Annotated in this window: 14 protein-coding genes; 10 read left to right on the top strand and 4 right to left on the bottom strand. The window is 43.8% G+C overall.

Annotated features, from left to right (window positions below; genetic code table 11):
- The first annotated feature begins 76 nt into the window (after positions 1-76).
- Positions 77-1,057, top strand: coding sequence for a phosphoserine phosphatase (serB, locus tag AACR11_RS10830; RefSeq protein ID WP_029790381.1), 981 nt, complete (start codon positions 77-79; stop codon positions 1,055-1,057).
- 57 nt (positions 1,058-1,114) lie between these two features.
- Here serB and AACR11_RS10825 read toward each other — a convergent pair whose 3' ends face one another.
- Positions 1,115-3,463 carry a PilZ domain-containing protein gene (locus AACR11_RS10825; protein ID WP_005449113.1) on the bottom strand — a complete coding sequence of 783 codons (2,349 nt, stop codon included), beginning with the start codon at positions 3,461-3,463 and terminating at the stop codon, positions 1,115-1,117.
- Between the two features lie 151 nt (positions 3,464-3,614).
- Between AACR11_RS10825 and radA the strand changes: the two genes are divergently transcribed.
- Both radA and fusA read left to right on the top strand, forming a co-directional pair.
- Positions 3,615-4,994: a DNA repair protein RadA gene (radA, locus tag AACR11_RS10820; protein WP_005439523.1), complete on the top strand. Its 1,380-nt coding sequence runs from the start codon at positions 3,615-3,617 to the stop codon at positions 4,992-4,994.
- A gap of 217 nt (positions 4,995-5,211) precedes the next feature.
- Positions 5,212-7,302 (top strand): elongation factor G, encoded by a 2,091-nt coding sequence (gene fusA, locus AACR11_RS10815; protein ID WP_029790382.1) that lies wholly within the window; start codon positions 5,212-5,214, stop codon positions 7,300-7,302.
- A 120-nt stretch (positions 7,303-7,422) separates the two neighbouring features.
- Here the strand turns inward: fusA and AACR11_RS10810 are convergent, their stop codons facing one another.
- Positions 7,423-8,352, bottom strand: coding sequence for a LysR substrate-binding domain-containing protein (locus tag AACR11_RS10810; RefSeq protein WP_029790383.1), 930 nt, complete (start codon positions 8,350-8,352; stop codon positions 7,423-7,425).
- Positions 8,353-8,451: 99 nt separating this feature from the next.
- On the opposite strand from AACR11_RS10810, the gene AACR11_RS10805 reads away from it, so the two are divergent.
- Entirely contained in the window at positions 8,452-8,661 is a 210-nt protein-coding gene (locus tag AACR11_RS10805) for a DUF1127 domain-containing protein (protein WP_009698710.1), read from the top strand.
- Between the two features lie 74 nt (positions 8,662-8,735).
- Here AACR11_RS10805 and AACR11_RS10800 read toward each other — a convergent pair whose 3' ends face one another.
- Both AACR11_RS10800 and AACR11_RS10795 read right to left on the bottom strand, forming a co-directional pair.
- On the bottom strand, positions 8,736-10,427 hold the full coding sequence (locus AACR11_RS10800) for an AMP-binding protein (protein WP_005449101.1): 1,692 nt from the start codon (positions 10,425-10,427) through the stop codon (positions 8,736-8,738).
- A 153-nt stretch (positions 10,428-10,580) separates the two neighbouring features.
- Positions 10,581-11,306, bottom strand: a complete 726-nt coding sequence (locus AACR11_RS10795) for a helix-turn-helix domain-containing protein (protein WP_029790384.1) — start codon at positions 11,304-11,306, stop codon at positions 10,581-10,583.
- Between the two features lie 314 nt (positions 11,307-11,620).
- On the opposite strand from AACR11_RS10795, the gene AACR11_RS10790 reads away from it, so the two are divergent.
- From AACR11_RS10790 to AACR11_RS10765, 6 genes are all read left to right on the top strand, one after another.
- Positions 11,621-11,809: a Flp family type IVb pilin gene (locus AACR11_RS10790; RefSeq protein ID WP_029790385.1), complete on the top strand. Its 189-nt coding sequence runs from the start codon at positions 11,621-11,623 to the stop codon at positions 11,807-11,809.
- Between the two features lie 204 nt (positions 11,810-12,013).
- Positions 12,014-12,556 carry an A24 family peptidase gene (locus tag AACR11_RS10785; RefSeq protein ID WP_029790386.1) on the top strand — a complete coding sequence of 181 codons (543 nt, stop codon included), beginning with the start codon at positions 12,014-12,016 and terminating at the stop codon, positions 12,554-12,556.
- A gap of 43 nt (positions 12,557-12,599) precedes the next feature.
- Positions 12,600-13,925: an ATPase AAA gene (locus AACR11_RS10780; RefSeq protein WP_033001625.1), complete on the top strand. Its 1,326-nt coding sequence runs from the start codon at positions 12,600-12,602 to the stop codon at positions 13,923-13,925.
- A gap of 15 nt (positions 13,926-13,940) precedes the next feature.
- Positions 13,941-14,687 (top strand): Flp pilus assembly protein CpaB, encoded by a 747-nt coding sequence (gene cpaB, locus AACR11_RS10775; RefSeq protein ID WP_029790388.1) that lies wholly within the window; start codon positions 13,941-13,943, stop codon positions 14,685-14,687.
- Between the two features lie 7 nt (positions 14,688-14,694).
- The gene (locus AACR11_RS10770; RefSeq protein WP_029790389.1) at positions 14,695-16,149 is read left to right on the top strand and encodes a type II and III secretion system protein family protein; all 1,455 of its coding nucleotides are present in this window, start codon (positions 14,695-14,697) and stop codon (positions 16,147-16,149) included.
- Complete coding sequence (locus tag AACR11_RS10765; protein WP_029790390.1) at positions 16,139-16,408, top strand: hypothetical protein; 270 nt, start codon at positions 16,139-16,141, stop codon at positions 16,406-16,408. Before AACR11_RS10770 ends, AACR11_RS10765 begins: the two co-directional genes overlap by 11 nt.
- Positions 16,409-16,427 lie beyond the last annotated feature (19 nt).

Here is a 16,427-nt window from a genome sequence, read left to right as displayed (position 1 = left end):
ATTCAAAACAAAACAAAGACTTGCCTTTTTAGCTTGTTGAGGTAACGTTTTAGCAAAGTCACAAGGGATTATATACATGGACGCGTCAAAAAGCTTGCCTATCAGAAGGCATACGACTCTTTTAAAACGACTACCCGAAACTCGCTTTGCTACTCAGCTCGATAAAGCCAAGGCTAACTGGATTGTATTTGGTGAGCACCTTGAGCCTCGCAATTTTGAAGACATCGATTTTTTTACCGGCTTCTATAACCCAATTTTAGATACTTGGAAGGTAGGTCAGTATGAAGTGGCATTGATGGCGGGTAACCTTACGCCAGAGCACGAAACCATTCTGAAAAGCTTAAATCTGGATTACGCTTCTTTAAACGAAGTACCGGATCTTTCTGTGCCGGGTTTGGTTGTGTTTGATATGGATTCAACTGCGATTCAAATCGAGTGTATCGACGAGATTGCTAAACTTGCCGGTGTAGGCGAAGAAGTCGCCGAAGTCACCGAACGAGCCATGCAAGGTGAGCTGGACTTTGAACAAAGTTTACGTCAGCGCGTTGGTAAGCTGAAAGGGGCTGATGAAGCCATTCTTGAGCGGGTACGAAGCCAACTGCCATTCATGCCAGACTTCGAAGCGTTGATTACAACCTTCAATGCATTGGGTTGGAAGACTGCGATTGCCTCTGGTGGATTCACTTACTTCTCCGACTTTATTAAAGACAAAGTGGGATTGGATTTTGCGCAATCCAACCAACTAGAAATTGTTGATGGCAAATTGACGGGTGAAGTGCTTGGCGATGTTGTATCTGCCCAAACCAAAGCTGACATTTTGGTAGAGCTTGCAGAAGAGTACGAGATTGAGCAACACAATACCGTCGCAGTCGGTGACGGTGCAAATGATCTGGTGATGATGTCTGCTGCAGGGCTGGGTGTGGCTTATCACGCTAAACCTAAAGTTGAAGAGCAAGCGCAAACTGCCGTTCGATTCGCAGGTCTAGGTGGTGTGCTGTGTATTCTTTCTGGCGCTTTAGTTAAGCAGCAGAAAATCAGTTGGAAAGCGAAACCATAATCTGGGTTTTCACGACGAAACACGATAGAAAAACACCGCCAGTTTGGCGGTGTTTTGTTATTCAGTCAGTTCTAATCGCACGATCACTTCTTCAGTAATGTCTTCAAATTCGCTGTAGCCAACTAGTGCGGTCAGCTCTTTTTCTAGTTTACTGGCTTGATGAACCCCAAATTGGGTTAAATCACTCAAGTCCTGGCGCAGCAAAGAAGTCATCGGATCAAAGATTGGCGCGGTAGAAATACGGGTTGCGTAAAACTCACCCATCATGCGGGCTTTCTTTATGAACTGAATACGTTCTTTGACACTGGTAAAATCTTGTTGCAGCTTCGACTCTAGCCCAGTGATTTTGCTACCAACTTTCGCCACGCTGATGTAAACATCTTGATGTCTCGCCTGAGCGCCATCAATACGTTTAATTGGTTCGGCGATCAGAGTGCTAGATCGTCCCTTAAATAATGGTTCGAGAGAGAACTGCTGATTGTGACCAAGGCGTGCGTATAACTCGATGTGCTTCGCTAATGGGAAGTTGACACCAATAACGGGAGTTTTCACCGAAGAGGCTGCGCTTTTACTAATAAAGATTGGCGTACTCAAAATACGTGAGAGTAGGACACTGTGCAGCCTTTCCAACAATGCGTTACTTGGCAGCATCTCTTTTTGTGGGATGAGTTTGTCTTGGTTGTGCTCGATAATGCTATTGAAGAAAGCAATAACACGCATGGTTTTGCTGTCTTCATCTATGACCAGTTGCACGCTACGACCATCGGGACTCACCCGAATAATCCGATAAGGGACTTCTGAAAGAGGCAATTTCTTATCGTATAACTGTAGCTCTCGGAAGTTGATGCGTACTTCTTGCCCTGAGCGTAATTCCGTCGGCTCATCCAAGCGTAAGCCCAAGCCTCGCTTAGAGATATCCATGGTAAAGCCTGCAGCTTTCGCACTTCCGGTATTAAGCACTAAAGGGGTTTTGAAGCGATAACGGGGCTCTTTTCGACGAGATTGGGCGTCAAAGTAAATACCTTTTGGATTGCCGATGATCTTACGTGGATGGCGAAAAGCATTAAGTGTATTCGCGGGCACGCGAGGTTTTTCAGTAAGCAAATAATCCTGTCCAGACTTCTCATCGGCAATTTCTTGCAAAATGCCTACGTGGGTCAGTTTTTGCGAACTTTCGGCTAACTCAGAAGAAAACGCAGCAAGGTCTTCTTTTTCTTGTTGAGACAGTTCAAAAATCGAAATGCGGAAAGCACGCCAACTGGCGCGTTTGGCTCCCAGGTGCCAGAACAATTGACGCTGCTCTCTGGTCGCTTCTGGGCGCAGCATTGAATAGAAGTACGTTTTGTTGTCATGCTCATGAGTAAAGGAATAGAGCACGTTGGTTGCCCCTTTGACCCCCGGCGCAATTAACGAAGCCATCCTTTTCGGATTGAACAACGAACCAAATACTTGCTGGTTACGCTCATCATGCCAGTATTGCCACATCTTTTGGTTATTTGGTGTCAGCATTGCGAGCTTGAGTTCGCTGCCTTCAAAAAACAGAGGGAGGTTGCTGGTGTGCTTCAGGGCAATATGTTCGTAACCACGCGTGCGAGCGCGAATGATTTTATCTTGGTTATCATGGCGAGCACGTTTTGCAGCGCTGTTGAGAGCTTCATCAATCAAGCGAGCAACGACATTGGTCTCGGTCAAACGAATGGTTCTTAGATAACGAACAGCATCGTTCTCGTAGCAATCATCCACTGCGAGCACACGATAAGTGATTGGTTTTTCAACGCCGGCAACCTGAGATTTGCTGGCAAACTCGGTAAAGGTAACTTGAATGACTTCGCCCAAGCTGTATTTGAATGCACTTGGGACTTTGAATTTTGCTCCAGAGCTAGAAAGGTCAATACTCAGACCGTGGATCACTTGGCTTTTTGAGCGAATGATTTCTACCTGAGACTGTACTTTTAAGCGCTTTTCTTGGCGCTTTAAGTCGTAACCAAGATGAACCGGTTCGGCAAGGAATGGACTTTTAGGGTCGGTCAGCGATTGTTCTTCATTCTTACCGTTGTTTTTACTCATTACACGAAAGTTGTTACGTGTATTGACCAAGGCTTCCCACATGCCTTCAGTGTAAGCTCCGAATTTTTTTAAGTTTTTGTGGTAAGCGTTGAAAGCGACGTCATCCAACCAATGAGGGATGCCATCTAATAAGTATTCACGACATTCACCTTTCACTCGACCTCGCAAATCAATGCTTTTCTTGCAAGGTGCCATGACACGGTTGAGTTCCATCTTTACAAGAATTTTGGCCGATGGCGGTTCCCCCTCGGTCAATTGACCAAGGACGAAGTCAAAGTCATCAGAGCCATAAACTGGGATGAGTCGTTCTGCGAGCGAGAGAATTTCAGATTGCTGCATTATTTCTGTTAAAGTATGTCGTTATTCGAATTATATCGGCTAAGCAAAGCAAAACTTGAGTATATCAAGAGTTCATGTCCAATAAGGTCAGACATGGCAGTGCTTGGTCACATTTGTTGAAAAAACCGAGTGTTGAAAAGATCGAGGCATCATGGCGAAAGCAAAACGAGCGTATGTTTGTAATGATTGTGGCGCAGATTTCCCACGTTGGCAGGGGCAGTGTAATGCGTGTGGTGCATGGAACACGATTACTGAAGTTCGTATTGCTGCATCGCCAACGGTAGCGCGCAATGAACGCTTATCTGGTTATGCAGGCTCAGCGACGGAATCAAAAGTTCAGACGCTTTCCGAGATTGATCTGCAAGAAGTGCCGCGTTTCACCAGTGGGTTTAAAGAACTCGATCGTGTACTTGGCGGTGGTGTGGTTCCTGGTGCGGCGATTTTGATTGGTGGTAACCCAGGGGCAGGTAAGTCAACGTTACTTCTACAAACCATGTGTTTGTTGTCGGCGCAAATGCCTACGCTGTACGTAACGGGTGAGGAATCACTTCAGCAAGTTGCGATGCGTGCTTCCCGTCTTGGTTTGCCAAAAGAGCATTTAAAGATGCTGTCAGAAACGAATGTCGATAAGATCTGTCAAATTGCAGAGAAAGAGCAACCACGCATTATGGTTATCGACTCGATACAGGTTATGCACGTTTCTGATGTTCAATCCTCACCGGGGAGTGTCGCTCAAGTACGTGAATCGGCAACCGCCTTGACGCGTTACGCAAAGCAAAACAATGTTGCTGTCTTTATTGTTGGTCACGTAACAAAAGATGGTACCCTTGCGGGACCTAAAGTACTTGAGCACATTATTGACTGCTCCGTGTTGCTAGATGGTGGGACTGATAGCCGTTTCCGTACGCTTCGTAGCCACAAAAACCGTTTTGGTGCAGTGAACGAGCTCGGTGTTTTTGCCATGACAGGGCAAGGGTTAAAAGAAGTGAACAACCCATCGGCGATCTTCCTTTCTCGTGGTGAAGAGGAGACGTCGGGTTCCTCCGTGATGGTTGTTTGGGAAGGTACGCGCCCTCTACTAGTAGAGATTCAAGCGCTAGTAGACTATTCACAACTGGCAAACCCACGTCGTGTCGCGGTTGGCTTAGAACAAAACCGTCTCTCTTTATTACTAGCGGTACTGCATAAGCATGGTGGTCTACAAATGGCAGACCAAGATGTATTTGTGAATGTCGTTGGTGGCGTTAAAGTCACAGAGACCAGTGCTGACCTTGCGTTAGTTATGGCGCTTTTATCGAGTTTCCGCGACCGTCCACTACCAAAAGATGTGGTGGTGTTTGGGGAAGTGGGCTTGGCGGGTGAGATTCGACCTGTACCAAGTGGGCAAGAGCGTTTGAATGAAGCGTTTAAGCACGGCTTTAAGAAAGCAATCGTTCCTGCAGCGAATATGCCCAAGGGCGGTATTCCTGGTATGCAAATCCACGGCGTGAAAAAACTATCGGAAGCTATCGAAGCATTTGATGAGTTGTAAACGCTATCTTGTGCCCCAATTCTAGGGGTAACAATAATGTTGAATCTGTCCTCATTATTGTCGAATTAAGCACACATATTGCGAAGTTTGACTATTATTTGAGGATGGAAAATCGACGTTAAAATTTTTTTTCTTCCATCCGCACGCAAGGGTATCAGTATTGACAGAATGTGATATACTCTGCGCGCACTTTATACCTTATTAACAGAGTAAGACAATGACTGATTTATCAAAATACAGAAACATTGGTATTTTTGCTCACGTAGACGCGGGTAAAACTACCTCTACAGAGCGTATCCTAAAGCTAACTGGTAAGATCCATAAGATCGGTGACACTCACGACGGTTCAACTACTACTGACTTCATGGAGCAGGAAGCTGAGCGTGGTATTACAATCCAGTCTGCAGCAACAACTTGTTTCTGGAACGATCACCGTCTAAACATCATCGATACTCCTGGACACGTTGACTTCACTATCGAAGTTTACCGTTCTCTAAAAGTACTTGACGGTGGTATCGGTGTATTCTGTGGTTCTGGTGGTGTTGAGCCTCAGTCAGAAACTAACTGGCGTTACGCTGACGAATCACACGTATCTCGTCTGATCTTCGTTAACAAACTAGACCGTATGGGCGCAGACTTCTACAAAGTTGTTGACCAAGTACAAAACGTTCTAGGTGCTACTCCACTAGTAATGACTCTACCTATCGGTATCGAAGAAGATTTCGTAGGTGTTGTTGACGTACTAAGCCAACAAGCTTACGTATGGGACGAGTCTGGCCAGCCAGAGAACTACGAAGTTCAAGACATCCCTGCTGATCTAGTTGAGAAAGCGGCTGAATACCGTGAAATGCTAATCGAAACTGCTCTAGAGCAAGACGAAGATCTAATGATGGCTTACCTAGAAGAAGGCGAAGAGCCATCTCTAGAAGACATCAAACGTTGTATCCGTAAAGGTACACGTGACCTAGCATTCTTCCCAACTTACTGTGGTTCAGCGTACAAGAACAAAGGTATCCAACTTATTCTTGACGCGGTAGTAGATTACCTACCATCACCAACAGAAGTTGATCCACAACCTCTAACAGATTCAGAAACTGGTGAGCCAACTGGCGAAGTAGCAAAAGTATCTGCAGACGAGCCACTAAAAGCGCTTGCGTTCAAGATCATGGACGACCGTTTTGGTGCTCTAACCTTTATCCGCATCTACTCTGGTAAGATGAAGAAAGGTGACACAGTACTTAACTCTGCAACTGGTAAAACAGAGCGTATCGGCCGTATGGTTGAGATGCACGCAGACGAGCGTAACGAGATCGATTCAGCACAAGCTGGTGACATCATCGCTGTAGTTGGTATGAAGAACGTTCAAACTGGTCACACTCTATGTGATCCTAAGCACGAATGTACTCTTGAGCCAATGATCTTCCCAGATCCAGTAATCTCTATCGCAGTTAAGCCTAAAGATAAAGGCGGCAGCGAGAAGATGGGTATCGCGATCGGTAAAATGGTTGCAGAAGATCCATCATTCCAAGTTGAGACTGATGAAGATTCAGGCGAAACTATCCTGAAAGGTATGGGTGAACTTCACCTAGACATCAAGGTAGATATCCTTAAGCGTACTTACGGCGTTGAGCTAGAAGTAGGTGCTCCACAGGTTGCTTACCGTGAAACTATCACTCAAGCAATCGAAGACAGCTACACGCACAAGAAGCAGTCTGGTGGTTCTGGTCAGTTCGGTAAGATCGACTACCGTATCAAACCAGGCGAAACTGGTTCAGGCTTCACGTTCAAATCAACAGTTGTTGGTGGTAACGTACCTAAAGAATTCTGGCCTGCAGTAGAGAAAGGCTTCGCTAGCATGATGGAACACGGTGTTCTAGCTGGCTTCCCAACTCTAGACGTAGAAGTTGAACTATTCGACGGTGGCTTCCACGCAGTTGACTCTTCAGCTATCGCTTACGAAATCGCTGCTAAAGGCGCATTCCGTCAGTCTATGCCTAAAGCTGGCGCGCAACTTCTTGAGCCAATCATGAAAGTTGACGTGTTCACTCCAGAAGATCACGTTGGTGACGTAATCGGTGACCTTAACCGTCGTCGTGGTATGATCAAAGACCAACAAGCTGGTACTACTGGCGTACGTATCAAGGGTGATGTACCTCTATCAGAAATGTTCGGTTACATCGGTACTCTACGTACTATGACTTCTGGCCGTGGTCAGTTCTCTATGGAGTTCTCACACTACTCGCCATGTCCAAACAACGTTGCTGAGCAAGTAATTGCTGACGTTAAAGAGCGTAACGCTAAGAAGTAATTCTTAAGTTAACTCTGTAAGACATCAAAGCCCCGCCTAGTGCGGGGCTTTTTACTATCTAGCATCTGTTTACTTGTCTATCTGAACGGAGCTGGTGTTTTCCAAAATTTATTGCTTACTTCATTCTTCTTTTAATTGAATCGTTTCAAAGTCTCGAACGGTACTGCGTTCAAATTCAGCAATCTCTTCTTTTATCCATTGACTAAATAACTGTGTTTTTTGACGCTTCAAATATCCTGTCGGCGCGCAAAGGTAATAGGCATACTTAGGCTGAATGCCTATGTCACCAATTCTTACCAGTTTTCCTTCTTGGATGTATCGATAAGCCAAGCTGTGCTTGACCAACGCTACGCCTTGTAACGACAGAGCACCTTCTAAAACCAAATGCGAGCCACTGTACTTGAGCGTTGGTTTTGCCGCTTTATGACCTAATGTGTTGAGCCACATATTCCAGTCTAAGTCCGGCCATAAATCTTCGATCAACTCTGCTTTATTTAAATCTTGGACGCTGTAGATACCATGTTCTTTTTGGTAGATGGGATGGCAGGCAGGGTAGAAGACTTCATCCATCAGCCATTGTGATTCCAGATTCGGGTAGTATCCATGACCATAACGGACACAGAGATCTATCTGGCTATCTTGAAATGAAACCAGTTCATTCGTTGGCTCCATGAGTAGCGAGATATCTGGATGTCGTTGTCGAAATGCAGCAATCCTTGGTACTAACCAATGATGAGCAAAAGAAGGCAGTGTTGAGATGGAGAGATGATTTGGGTTGGGATCTTGGTTAATTAATCGCACACCCTGTTGGAGGTGATTGAAACCTCGTTCGGCTTGGGCAAACAGCAAGTCGCCTTCTGCGGTGAGCAGTATCTTTCGATGTTGGCGCACAAACAAGTCGGTACCCAGAAATTCTTCCAATTGACGTATCTGTTGGCTAATCGCTGCTGGTGTGACAAATAAGTATTTGGCAGCCGCTTTAAAACTGCCTTCCTTTGCCGCGATGTAGAAATAATACAGCCCTTGTAGCGGAGGCATGCGTTCTTTCACATTAGTTTTCCTTAACTCAATGTCAGATTCTATCGTTTGAGAATAACAGGGTAGTCACTGATTATTAAGTGGTCAATGTGAATGAATCAAGGAGGGTATATGAACAATGCAACGCAAACCTGTGGTCACTTAGCATCGAAGCCACGCAAGAGCTTAGTTCAGTATATCTTTTCTAAATTAGCCGTATGGAGAAAAAACTACCGTACACGCCGTCATTTGTCTGAGTTACCTCACCACCTTTTGGATGATATCGGCTACAACGAAACTGAAGTCCAAAAGGAAATTCAGAAACCATTTTGGCGTGATTGATCATCGTCGAAAATGAAAAACGCTCCCTTTATGGGAGCGTTTGAATTGTTGGTTCTCGGAGTGTGAGTAAGAGATTATAAATCTTCTTCCCATACAACCAGTTCGCCTTTTGGCCAGTTGTGTCCGATTTCATGATATTTCTGCTCAAGAACGTGGCGTTTGATCTTCAAGGTCGGTGTTAGAATGCCGTTTTCAATACTCCACGGGTCTTGGATCATCAATACCCCTTTGATTTGCTCGTGCGATTCAAGTTCTTGGTTCATGCGAGCGACAACCTTGCGTGTGGTGCGGGCGTAACGTTCTTTATCAAAGTTCGGGAAGTCATGTGGCACAACTAATAAAATGGGTGCTGGCAAGCCTAAGCCGATCAAACACATCATTTCGACGCGGCTATACTCAAACAGTTTCTTCTCGATAGGAACCGGAGCAACAAACTTACCTTTGGCAGTTTTGAAGGTGTCTTTTTTACGACCTTGAATGGTGAGGTAACCATCCGCATCTATTGAACCGATGTCACCAGTATGAAGCCATCCTTCTGAGTCAAACGACTCTTGTGTCGCGATGTCATTTTTGTAGTAGCCAGAGAACAGCCCTTTGCCGCGAACCATGATCTCATCATCGTCAGCGATCTTAAGTTCAATACCTGGTCCGGCATTGCCCACAGAGCCAATCTTATCGGCGCGGAATGGGTAGTTTAGTGTGCTGTAGGCGAAAGACTCTGTCATCCCCCAAGCTTCAGTGATGTTTAGACCAACACTGCGGTACCACTCAAGTAGTGCTGGTGACACTGGGGCAGAACCACAACCAAGGACGCGGGCTTGATCTAAGCCGAGACCATCCGCCAATTTCTTCTTAATCAGTGAATTAACGAATGGGATCTTCAGCAGAATATTGAGCTTTTTCTGAGGAAGTTTGTCTTGAATACGTTGCTGGAACAGTGTCCACAATCGCGGTACAGAGATGAAGAGTGTCGGGCGATGCATTTTGACATCTTCAATGAAAGTATCGAGTGACTCAGGGAAAGCCGTCGTTACGCCACCCATAATCGATGAACCGAAGATGTAAACTCGTTCTGTGATATGAGCGAGTGGTAAATAAGAGAACAATCGATCGTTTTCTTGGATGCCAATGTGATTGATCAGTTGTTGAACGGACCAACTGAACGCGCCGTATGTCAGCATTGCACCTTTCGGCAGCCCTGACGTACCTGAGGTGTACACGAGAGACATAAGCTTGTCATCATGGTGTTGTGGACGCTCTGCGCTTGGCTCTACGTCGGCAATAATCTCAGTAAACTGATATTGGCATTTCGGCGCAGTATCGTAAGGAAGTGCAATGCTAATTAAATCTGGCATTGAATCGATCACTTGTTGTGTTGCCGCTGGATCATCTAACTTACCGCCAATCAGTGCTTTACTTTCGCTGTGGGTAACACAGTACTCAATGGTGTCAGCGCCAGCTGTCGGGAAAATTGGCACACTCACGTAGTCGCCAAGCATCATGGCTAAATCGCAGATAAACCATTCGGCACAGTTCTTCGAAACCAATGCGACTTTTTCACCGGGTTGAACACCCAAGTTGCGCAGAGCGGTAACCAATTTAAGCGCCTTATCGGCGACCTCGGCATAAGTAAATTCAACAAACTGTCGATTAATGATTTGTTTTAAGTAAACCTCATTTGGGCGTTCCTCTGCCCATTTAAGGATCATTTCATTTGGCGGCGGGAGAGCGCAACCAGCGGTCTGTTCTAGGTTAGGCTGATTCATTGTAGATGACTCCATGTCTTCTCTCGTTTGTATTTATAGTTGTTAAAACATTGTTAACTTTAGCATGTTAAATCATTATACGGGAATGCATTTTGATGAAATCTGTGGGAAAGGTTACGTTAGAGAAGGCAAAGTTGCCCAAGTCGTCATTCATTAAAACTGTTGCCGATAGCTTGCGGGTGAAAGTCCGGTTTTCTTTTTGAAGATGCGAGAAAAATACGAGACGTCACGGTAGCCGCATTGATACGCAATATAGGCAATTTTCATTGAGTCTTCTTCTGTAAGCATTTTCTTGGCAAGAGAGATGCGCTTTTCCGTGATGTAATCGCGAAAACACATTCCAACTTTTCGGTGAAAGAGTTTAGAAAAGTAATTCGGGGAATAATGGCAAAGTGCTGCGGCTTCTTCCTCTCTTAGATCTTTGTGTGCATTGTTCGCGATATAGCTAACTACATCAGAAAAGTTAGGCTTGCCATTTTTCTTTAATACTAAATCACCTGAAAGTACTGCTTCACTAGACATGGTGGTGGAAAAGTATCTGAGCTTTATCTGTGACAACCATTCTGAAGCATTATTTGATTCAACGTGATAGTACTCAGCTGTAATGTGTTCAGGTGGGAGAGTGATGGGATTGGTCTTGTCGTGGATCACGAGTAACTTTTTATCAAGGTTCTCGCAAAGAGTAATTATGCTCTTATGTAAATGCTCATGCTTTGGCTCAGCATAGTAAAAGAAGTGGGTGAACTCTTTGTCGCTTAGGATTGAAATGTCGTTATAACTTTCGATAACAGAGAAAAAGGTTAGAAGCTCTGAGCGAAAAGTGCTCGGGAGAGACTCAACAGTTTTACCGAGCCAGTATGCCTTAACCTGTTCTTCCATAATGATTCCATGAATTGTGAACTTTATACAATTTGAGCCGTAAAACTAAAATTAGCTCTCTATTCCTGAGATCAAAAAACTCAACCTTTCGTTTATTAAGCTTAGGCTTATATAAATAGACTTCAAGTGTGAAAGGTGTCACATATCTTGCTTGGTTTGTCTCAAATTTGCTACATATGCACTTTGTAGGCGTCTCTAGCAAGAAAGTGCTAGTGCTTGGCAAAAAAGTCCTACCCACAATGAAAATCGCCCTCTAAGTTTTAAAGGACAGGTAATTGACCTGTTTATCAAGTTAAGACAAGGGAGTGATTGTCATGAGCAAATTTGTAGATAGCTGCAAAGCTTTTTTGAAAGATGAAGAAGGTTTAACTGTTATCGAATACGTAATCGGCGCGGCGATGCTTGTATTCGGTTTATCGACTATTTTCGGGGGCATTAGTAGTACATTGAGCGCCAAGCTTGGCAATATTGTAAGTGCTATCTCTTCGAGCTCAGCTCCGTAGAAATATTAAACCATTGACCAAGAAACTAGTTGTGGCTAACTCACATTACTATAAACAGAAAGGTTTGACTGTTGTTGAATATATAATTGGGGCAGCTTTATTAGTTTTCTTCCTAAGTGTTGCTTTCGCAAGCTTGTGGGTGGATTTAGCTAATACAGTCGGCTCAATAATATCAATGATATAAAGAGGGGATAGAGCAAAAGTATGGATATTTATGCTCCTTTTTGGGTTGTTATGATTATGATTGCTATCAATGATATACGATGGCATAGAATACATAATAACCTACTCATTCTTTTGCTTCTATTTCTTGTTGTTAAACTCTTGATTCCACCAATTGATTACAATGAAATATTGTATTCAATGTATGGTGCGATTGCCCTTTTTGTTTTTGGGTTAATTTTATTTTTTCTCAGAGCGATGTCTGCGGGTGACGTAAAACTTTTATTTGTTGTTGGTGCATATGTTGGTTGGGGTAATCTTGTTGAATCCAGTGTATATATTGTTGTTGCTGGTGGGATAGTCGGATCGTTATATCTTTTCTACAGTATTTCTCAAAGCGGAGAGCAAGTGAGTTTTTTGGCAAAAAACTACTTTTTTAATCGATGGATACTGAGAGGAATAGAAAGTCATAAAGATAAAGGATCTACTAACCTTCATACCCACGTGAGATACAAGAATAATTTAACAATGCCTTTTGCTCCATCAGTGGTTATTGGACTCGCTATGTTTAGTTACTTTCATTAAAGATTAACAGTCTGGATTAATCTATTTTATTCGAGGGATCTCCATGGATATTCGAAAAAAACTGCATTCTGGAGACTTGACCCCTCACATTGATCCTATTCCTGTACCAACCTCGTGTGACGCTTTAGGCGTGCCTGAGGCCGTTGTAGAAAACCTGGTATTAAAACATTTGGCAGCCTATCCCAAATCTGATTTGCTTGAATTGTCTAAGCTATTAGGGGTTGTCATAGGCGTTGTTGAAACGGTTCTTGCAACGTTGAGAGCTCGCTCAGAGATCGAAGTTTTTCAACCTAGTGAACATGGCTTTCAAGCCAGCATTTCTCACAATCACATTCGTTATTCGTTGTCTGAGAAAGGACGAAAGGCAGCAGAAATTGCTTTTGTGAAAGACCCTTATCTTGGACCTGTGCCAGTATCTCTTGCGCACTATTGTGAAATCGTCGAGGCGCAAGACTTACGATCGAAAGCGATCTCTAGGCAAGCGTTAGAGAGCGCACTCAGTGATGTATATGGTGCAGACCGTTTAGTGCCTTTGCTGGGACCCGCTATTAACTCTGGTCGTGCAATGTTGCTATATGGAGAAGCTGGTACGGGTAAAACGTTTGTCGCTTCTAAGATTATCAATGCATTAAATACCTCAGTCTATATTCCTTTTGCGGTATATGCTTTAGGTAATGTGATCAAAGTGTTCTCGCCTCAGCATCATGTCAAAGTTGAAGGGCATTTCGAAGAAGCAGAATTTCTATATAAAAAGCAATATGACAATCGCTGGGTGTTGTGTGAACGTCCAAATATTCAAGTCGGAGGCGAACTTACTCTGGATATGTTGGAAGTGAACCATTCAGAGCACAACAGAGTTTGGTTGGCGCCACTGCAGATGATGGCGAATAACGGTATTTTGGTGATTGATGACCTAGGACGACAGCCTGTTCCAGTGGATGCTCTACTTAATCGTTGGATTGTGCCAATGGAATATTTTTTCGACCAATTTTCATTGCCAAACGGTCAACAAATTACTGCGCCATTTATTTTAAATCTGGCATTTTCTACTAACTTTACGCCAGAGAAAATAAGCGACCCTGCCTTTCTAAGAAGGCTTGGGTACAAAATTAAATTCGATCCTATTCTTAAAGATGAATATCAAGAGTTGTGGTTGAAAACAGCAAAACAGAAAGCATTAGAATTAGAGAGTGATGCTTTAGATACGGTACTAAATCTACATCAAAAAAATAAGGTTGCGTTTTATCCCTGTTTACCGAAAGACCTGGTGGGAATCAGCCAAGATATGATCAAATTTGAGGAATATTCACCAATTATAACGTCAGAAATATTGGAGAGGGCGTGGAAGGTGTATTTTACCGAGGATTAATAGAGGACAAGGAAAATGGGAAGTAAACAGGTGTTTTTACTACTTATTTTGTCAGTGATATTTGGGTTGGGGGCGGTCTTTTTTGCTAAACAGTGGCTTGAAGCAAATCAAAAGCCAACCGTTCAGATTGAAGAAATTGAGCGTCATCCTGTTGTCGTGGCGGCGACTGAAATTCCCGCAGGTACTGTCGTCCAAGACAAAGACTTAACTCTAAAACTGATGGAAAAAGATTGGATAAACGAAAACAACTACACAGATAAAAGTGAGCTAGTAGGACAAGTTGTTGCGAATACGATTTACGAAGATGAGGTGGTTCACCGTCTCAGGTTCACATTGCCCGGAGAGGGCGTCACATTGGCTTCGCTAATCCCAGAAGACAAACGAGCAGTTACTATCAGGGTAGATGATGTTATTGGTGTTGCCGGTTTTCTATTGCCTGGGAATAAGGTCGATATTTTAAATACGATCCAGTACCAAAAAAATATTGTTAACACGTCTACAGTGCTTAAGAACATTAGGGTGCTTGCGGTAGACCAAACTTCTCGTTCAGAAGAAAACTCTCCAGTCATTGTTCGTGCTGTCACGCTAGAAGTTAGCCCAAAAGAGGCTGAAAAACTGATGACGGCTCAATCAAAAGGTGGACTGCAATTGGCGTTGAGAAATCCACATGCTGTGGACAAGAAAGTGCGCCGTTATGTTCCAAAACCGAGCGTAACCATCATTAGAGGTACGGAAACGTCTAACATTAGAGTGAGCAATTGAGGTTAATATGAACAAAATAATAACGTATTTGATTGCCTTATGTTGTTTCTCATTTGGGGCATATGGAGCTGCACCGACAGGAAAAACCGTCGTTGTACCTCATCACAAATCCACACACGTTGTCCTGTCTGGTAAGGCAAGAAAAGTATCTTTGGGCGATCCTGAGGTACTTGATATCGTCATGCTTCGCTCGAACGAAGTGTTTTTGATTGGTAAAAAACTTGGCGCTACAAATCTTATGGCGTGGGATTCCAGAGGACAATTGATTGAATCCATTAATGTTGAAGTAACTCATGATTTAAACAGTTTAAAAGCCAAACTTTACGAGTTTCTTCCTGATGAAAAAATCGAAGTCCATAGCGCTCAAAATCGCGTTGTTTTAAGTGGCTTAGTCAGTAATCAAGCCAGAATGAACACCGCGATGAGGATTGCAGAAAGTTATTCGGGTGGGCGATCCGTTGATAAGGAAAAAGGCTCATCGAATGAAGTTGTAGAAGATACTGGTGTTATCAACCTGATGGCGATTGGTGGTGCGCAGCAAGTGATGCTAGAGGTTACTGTTGCCGAAGTTCAAAGAAGCTTAGTAAAGAAATTTGATGCTAACTTCCATTTCTTCCAGACATCGGGCTCTAATTTCTCTTGGGGGGCGACTGCCGGACCTGGTGGTGTATTCAATGGAACGCCTATCTTTGATATTCCCGTTGCGAGCGATTATGGGCTGTTAGGCTCGTTTATTGATGGAAATACCTTGTTTTCTTTTGCACTAGATATAGCAAAACAAAATGGTGTGGCGAAAGTATTGGCAGAACCTAACCTCACTGCACTGAGTGGTTCCAAAGCCGAGTTTCTCGCTGGTGGGGAGTTCCCAATTCCTGTTCCTGACGATGACGGTATCGTCATTGAGTACAAAGAATATGGTGTTGGTTTGAAGTTCATTCCTACCGTTCTTAGCGACAAAAAAATCAATTTAAACATGGCTGTTGATGTCAGTGAGATTGCAAACGGCAGTTCATTGACTATTGATCCTACTGAAACCAACGCGACCTATTTTATCCCTCCAATTACCCGACGTAGTGCATCATCGACACTTGAGCTTGCCGACGGACAAACTATTGGGATTGCGGGTCTATTAAGTGAAAACGCTCGAGATATCAGTAATAAGATGCCGGGATTTGGAGACATTCCGGTACTGGGTCAATTGTTTAACAGTCAAGAGTTTGTCTCTGGTGAAACCGAACTCGTGATCCTTGTTACACCTCGCCTTGCCACTCCAATAGATAGAGAGCGTGTCACTTTACCAACCGATGCATTCGTTACTCCGAATGACTTCGAGTACTACTTATTAGGACGAGGGGCTTATCTAGACTTACCACAATCAGAGTCTATTCAGCGTCAAGAAGAGGATAGCGTGGTCATTCAAGTTGATGGCGGCAGTGAGGGGGTATTTGGACATGACTTATAAAACAACAAGATGGATTGCGCCAGTGTTTGTCACTGCGATATTAGTTTTATCAGGATGCAGCCATAACGAACCTCTCGGAGAGTCGGTAACCAATCTAAGAACATTGCAAACTTATAACCCTTCAGCGACGCAAGAAAACATGGGGCTCGTACCTGAAGGTGTTGGTGAAAAGATGCAGCAGTCTTACGACCAATATGTTGGCAAGGATACGGATGATCTATCTACACGCTCAAGCAAAGTGCTTGAGGAGTTTAATTAAACGAGTGACGGTAGAGCGT

Source organism: Vibrio sp. L85 (assembly GCF_963871815.1).
GTDB classification, from domain to species: domain Bacteria; phylum Pseudomonadota; class Gammaproteobacteria; order Enterobacterales; family Vibrionaceae; genus Vibrio; species Vibrio harveyi.
The sequence above is the reverse complement of the archived record's forward strand: the minus strand, read 5'-3'. Positions and strand labels throughout refer to the sequence as shown.

Coding starts and splice junctions, on each gene's coding strand:
- AACR11_RS10795 (WP_029790384.1), bottom strand. CDS start 11,306: ATGGAAGAACAGGTTAAGGCATACTGGCTCGGTAAAACTGTTGAGTCT.
- AACR11_RS10790 (WP_029790385.1), top strand. CDS start 11,621: ATGAGCAAATTTGTAGATAGCTGCAAAGCTTTTTTGAAAGATGAAGAA.
- AACR11_RS10805 (WP_009698710.1), top strand. CDS start 8,452: ATGAACAATGCAACGCAAACCTGTGGTCACTTAGCATCGAAGCCACGC.
- AACR11_RS10800 (WP_005449101.1), bottom strand. CDS start 10,427: ATGAATCAGCCTAACCTAGAACAGACCGCTGGTTGCGCTCTCCCGCCG.
- cpaB (WP_029790388.1), top strand. CDS start 13,941: ATGGGAAGTAAACAGGTGTTTTTACTACTTATTTTGTCAGTGATATTT.
- AACR11_RS10770 (WP_029790389.1), top strand. CDS start 14,695: ATGAACAAAATAATAACGTATTTGATTGCCTTATGTTGTTTCTCATTT.
- fusA (WP_029790382.1), top strand. CDS start 5,212: ATGACTGATTTATCAAAATACAGAAACATTGGTATTTTTGCTCACGTA.
- AACR11_RS10825 (WP_005449113.1), bottom strand. CDS start 3,463: ATGCAGCAATCTGAAATTCTCTCGCTCGCAGAACGACTCATCCCAGTT.
- AACR11_RS10780 (WP_033001625.1), top strand. CDS start 12,600: ATGGATATTCGAAAAAAACTGCATTCTGGAGACTTGACCCCTCACATT.
- AACR11_RS10785 (WP_029790386.1), top strand. CDS start 12,014: ATGGATATTTATGCTCCTTTTTGGGTTGTTATGATTATGATTGCTATC.
- serB (WP_029790381.1), top strand. CDS start 77: ATGGACGCGTCAAAAAGCTTGCCTATCAGAAGGCATACGACTCTTTTA.
- AACR11_RS10765 (WP_029790390.1), top strand. CDS start 16,139: ATGACTTATAAAACAACAAGATGGATTGCGCCAGTGTTTGTCACTGCG.
- radA (WP_005439523.1), top strand. CDS start 3,615: ATGGCGAAAGCAAAACGAGCGTATGTTTGTAATGATTGTGGCGCAGAT.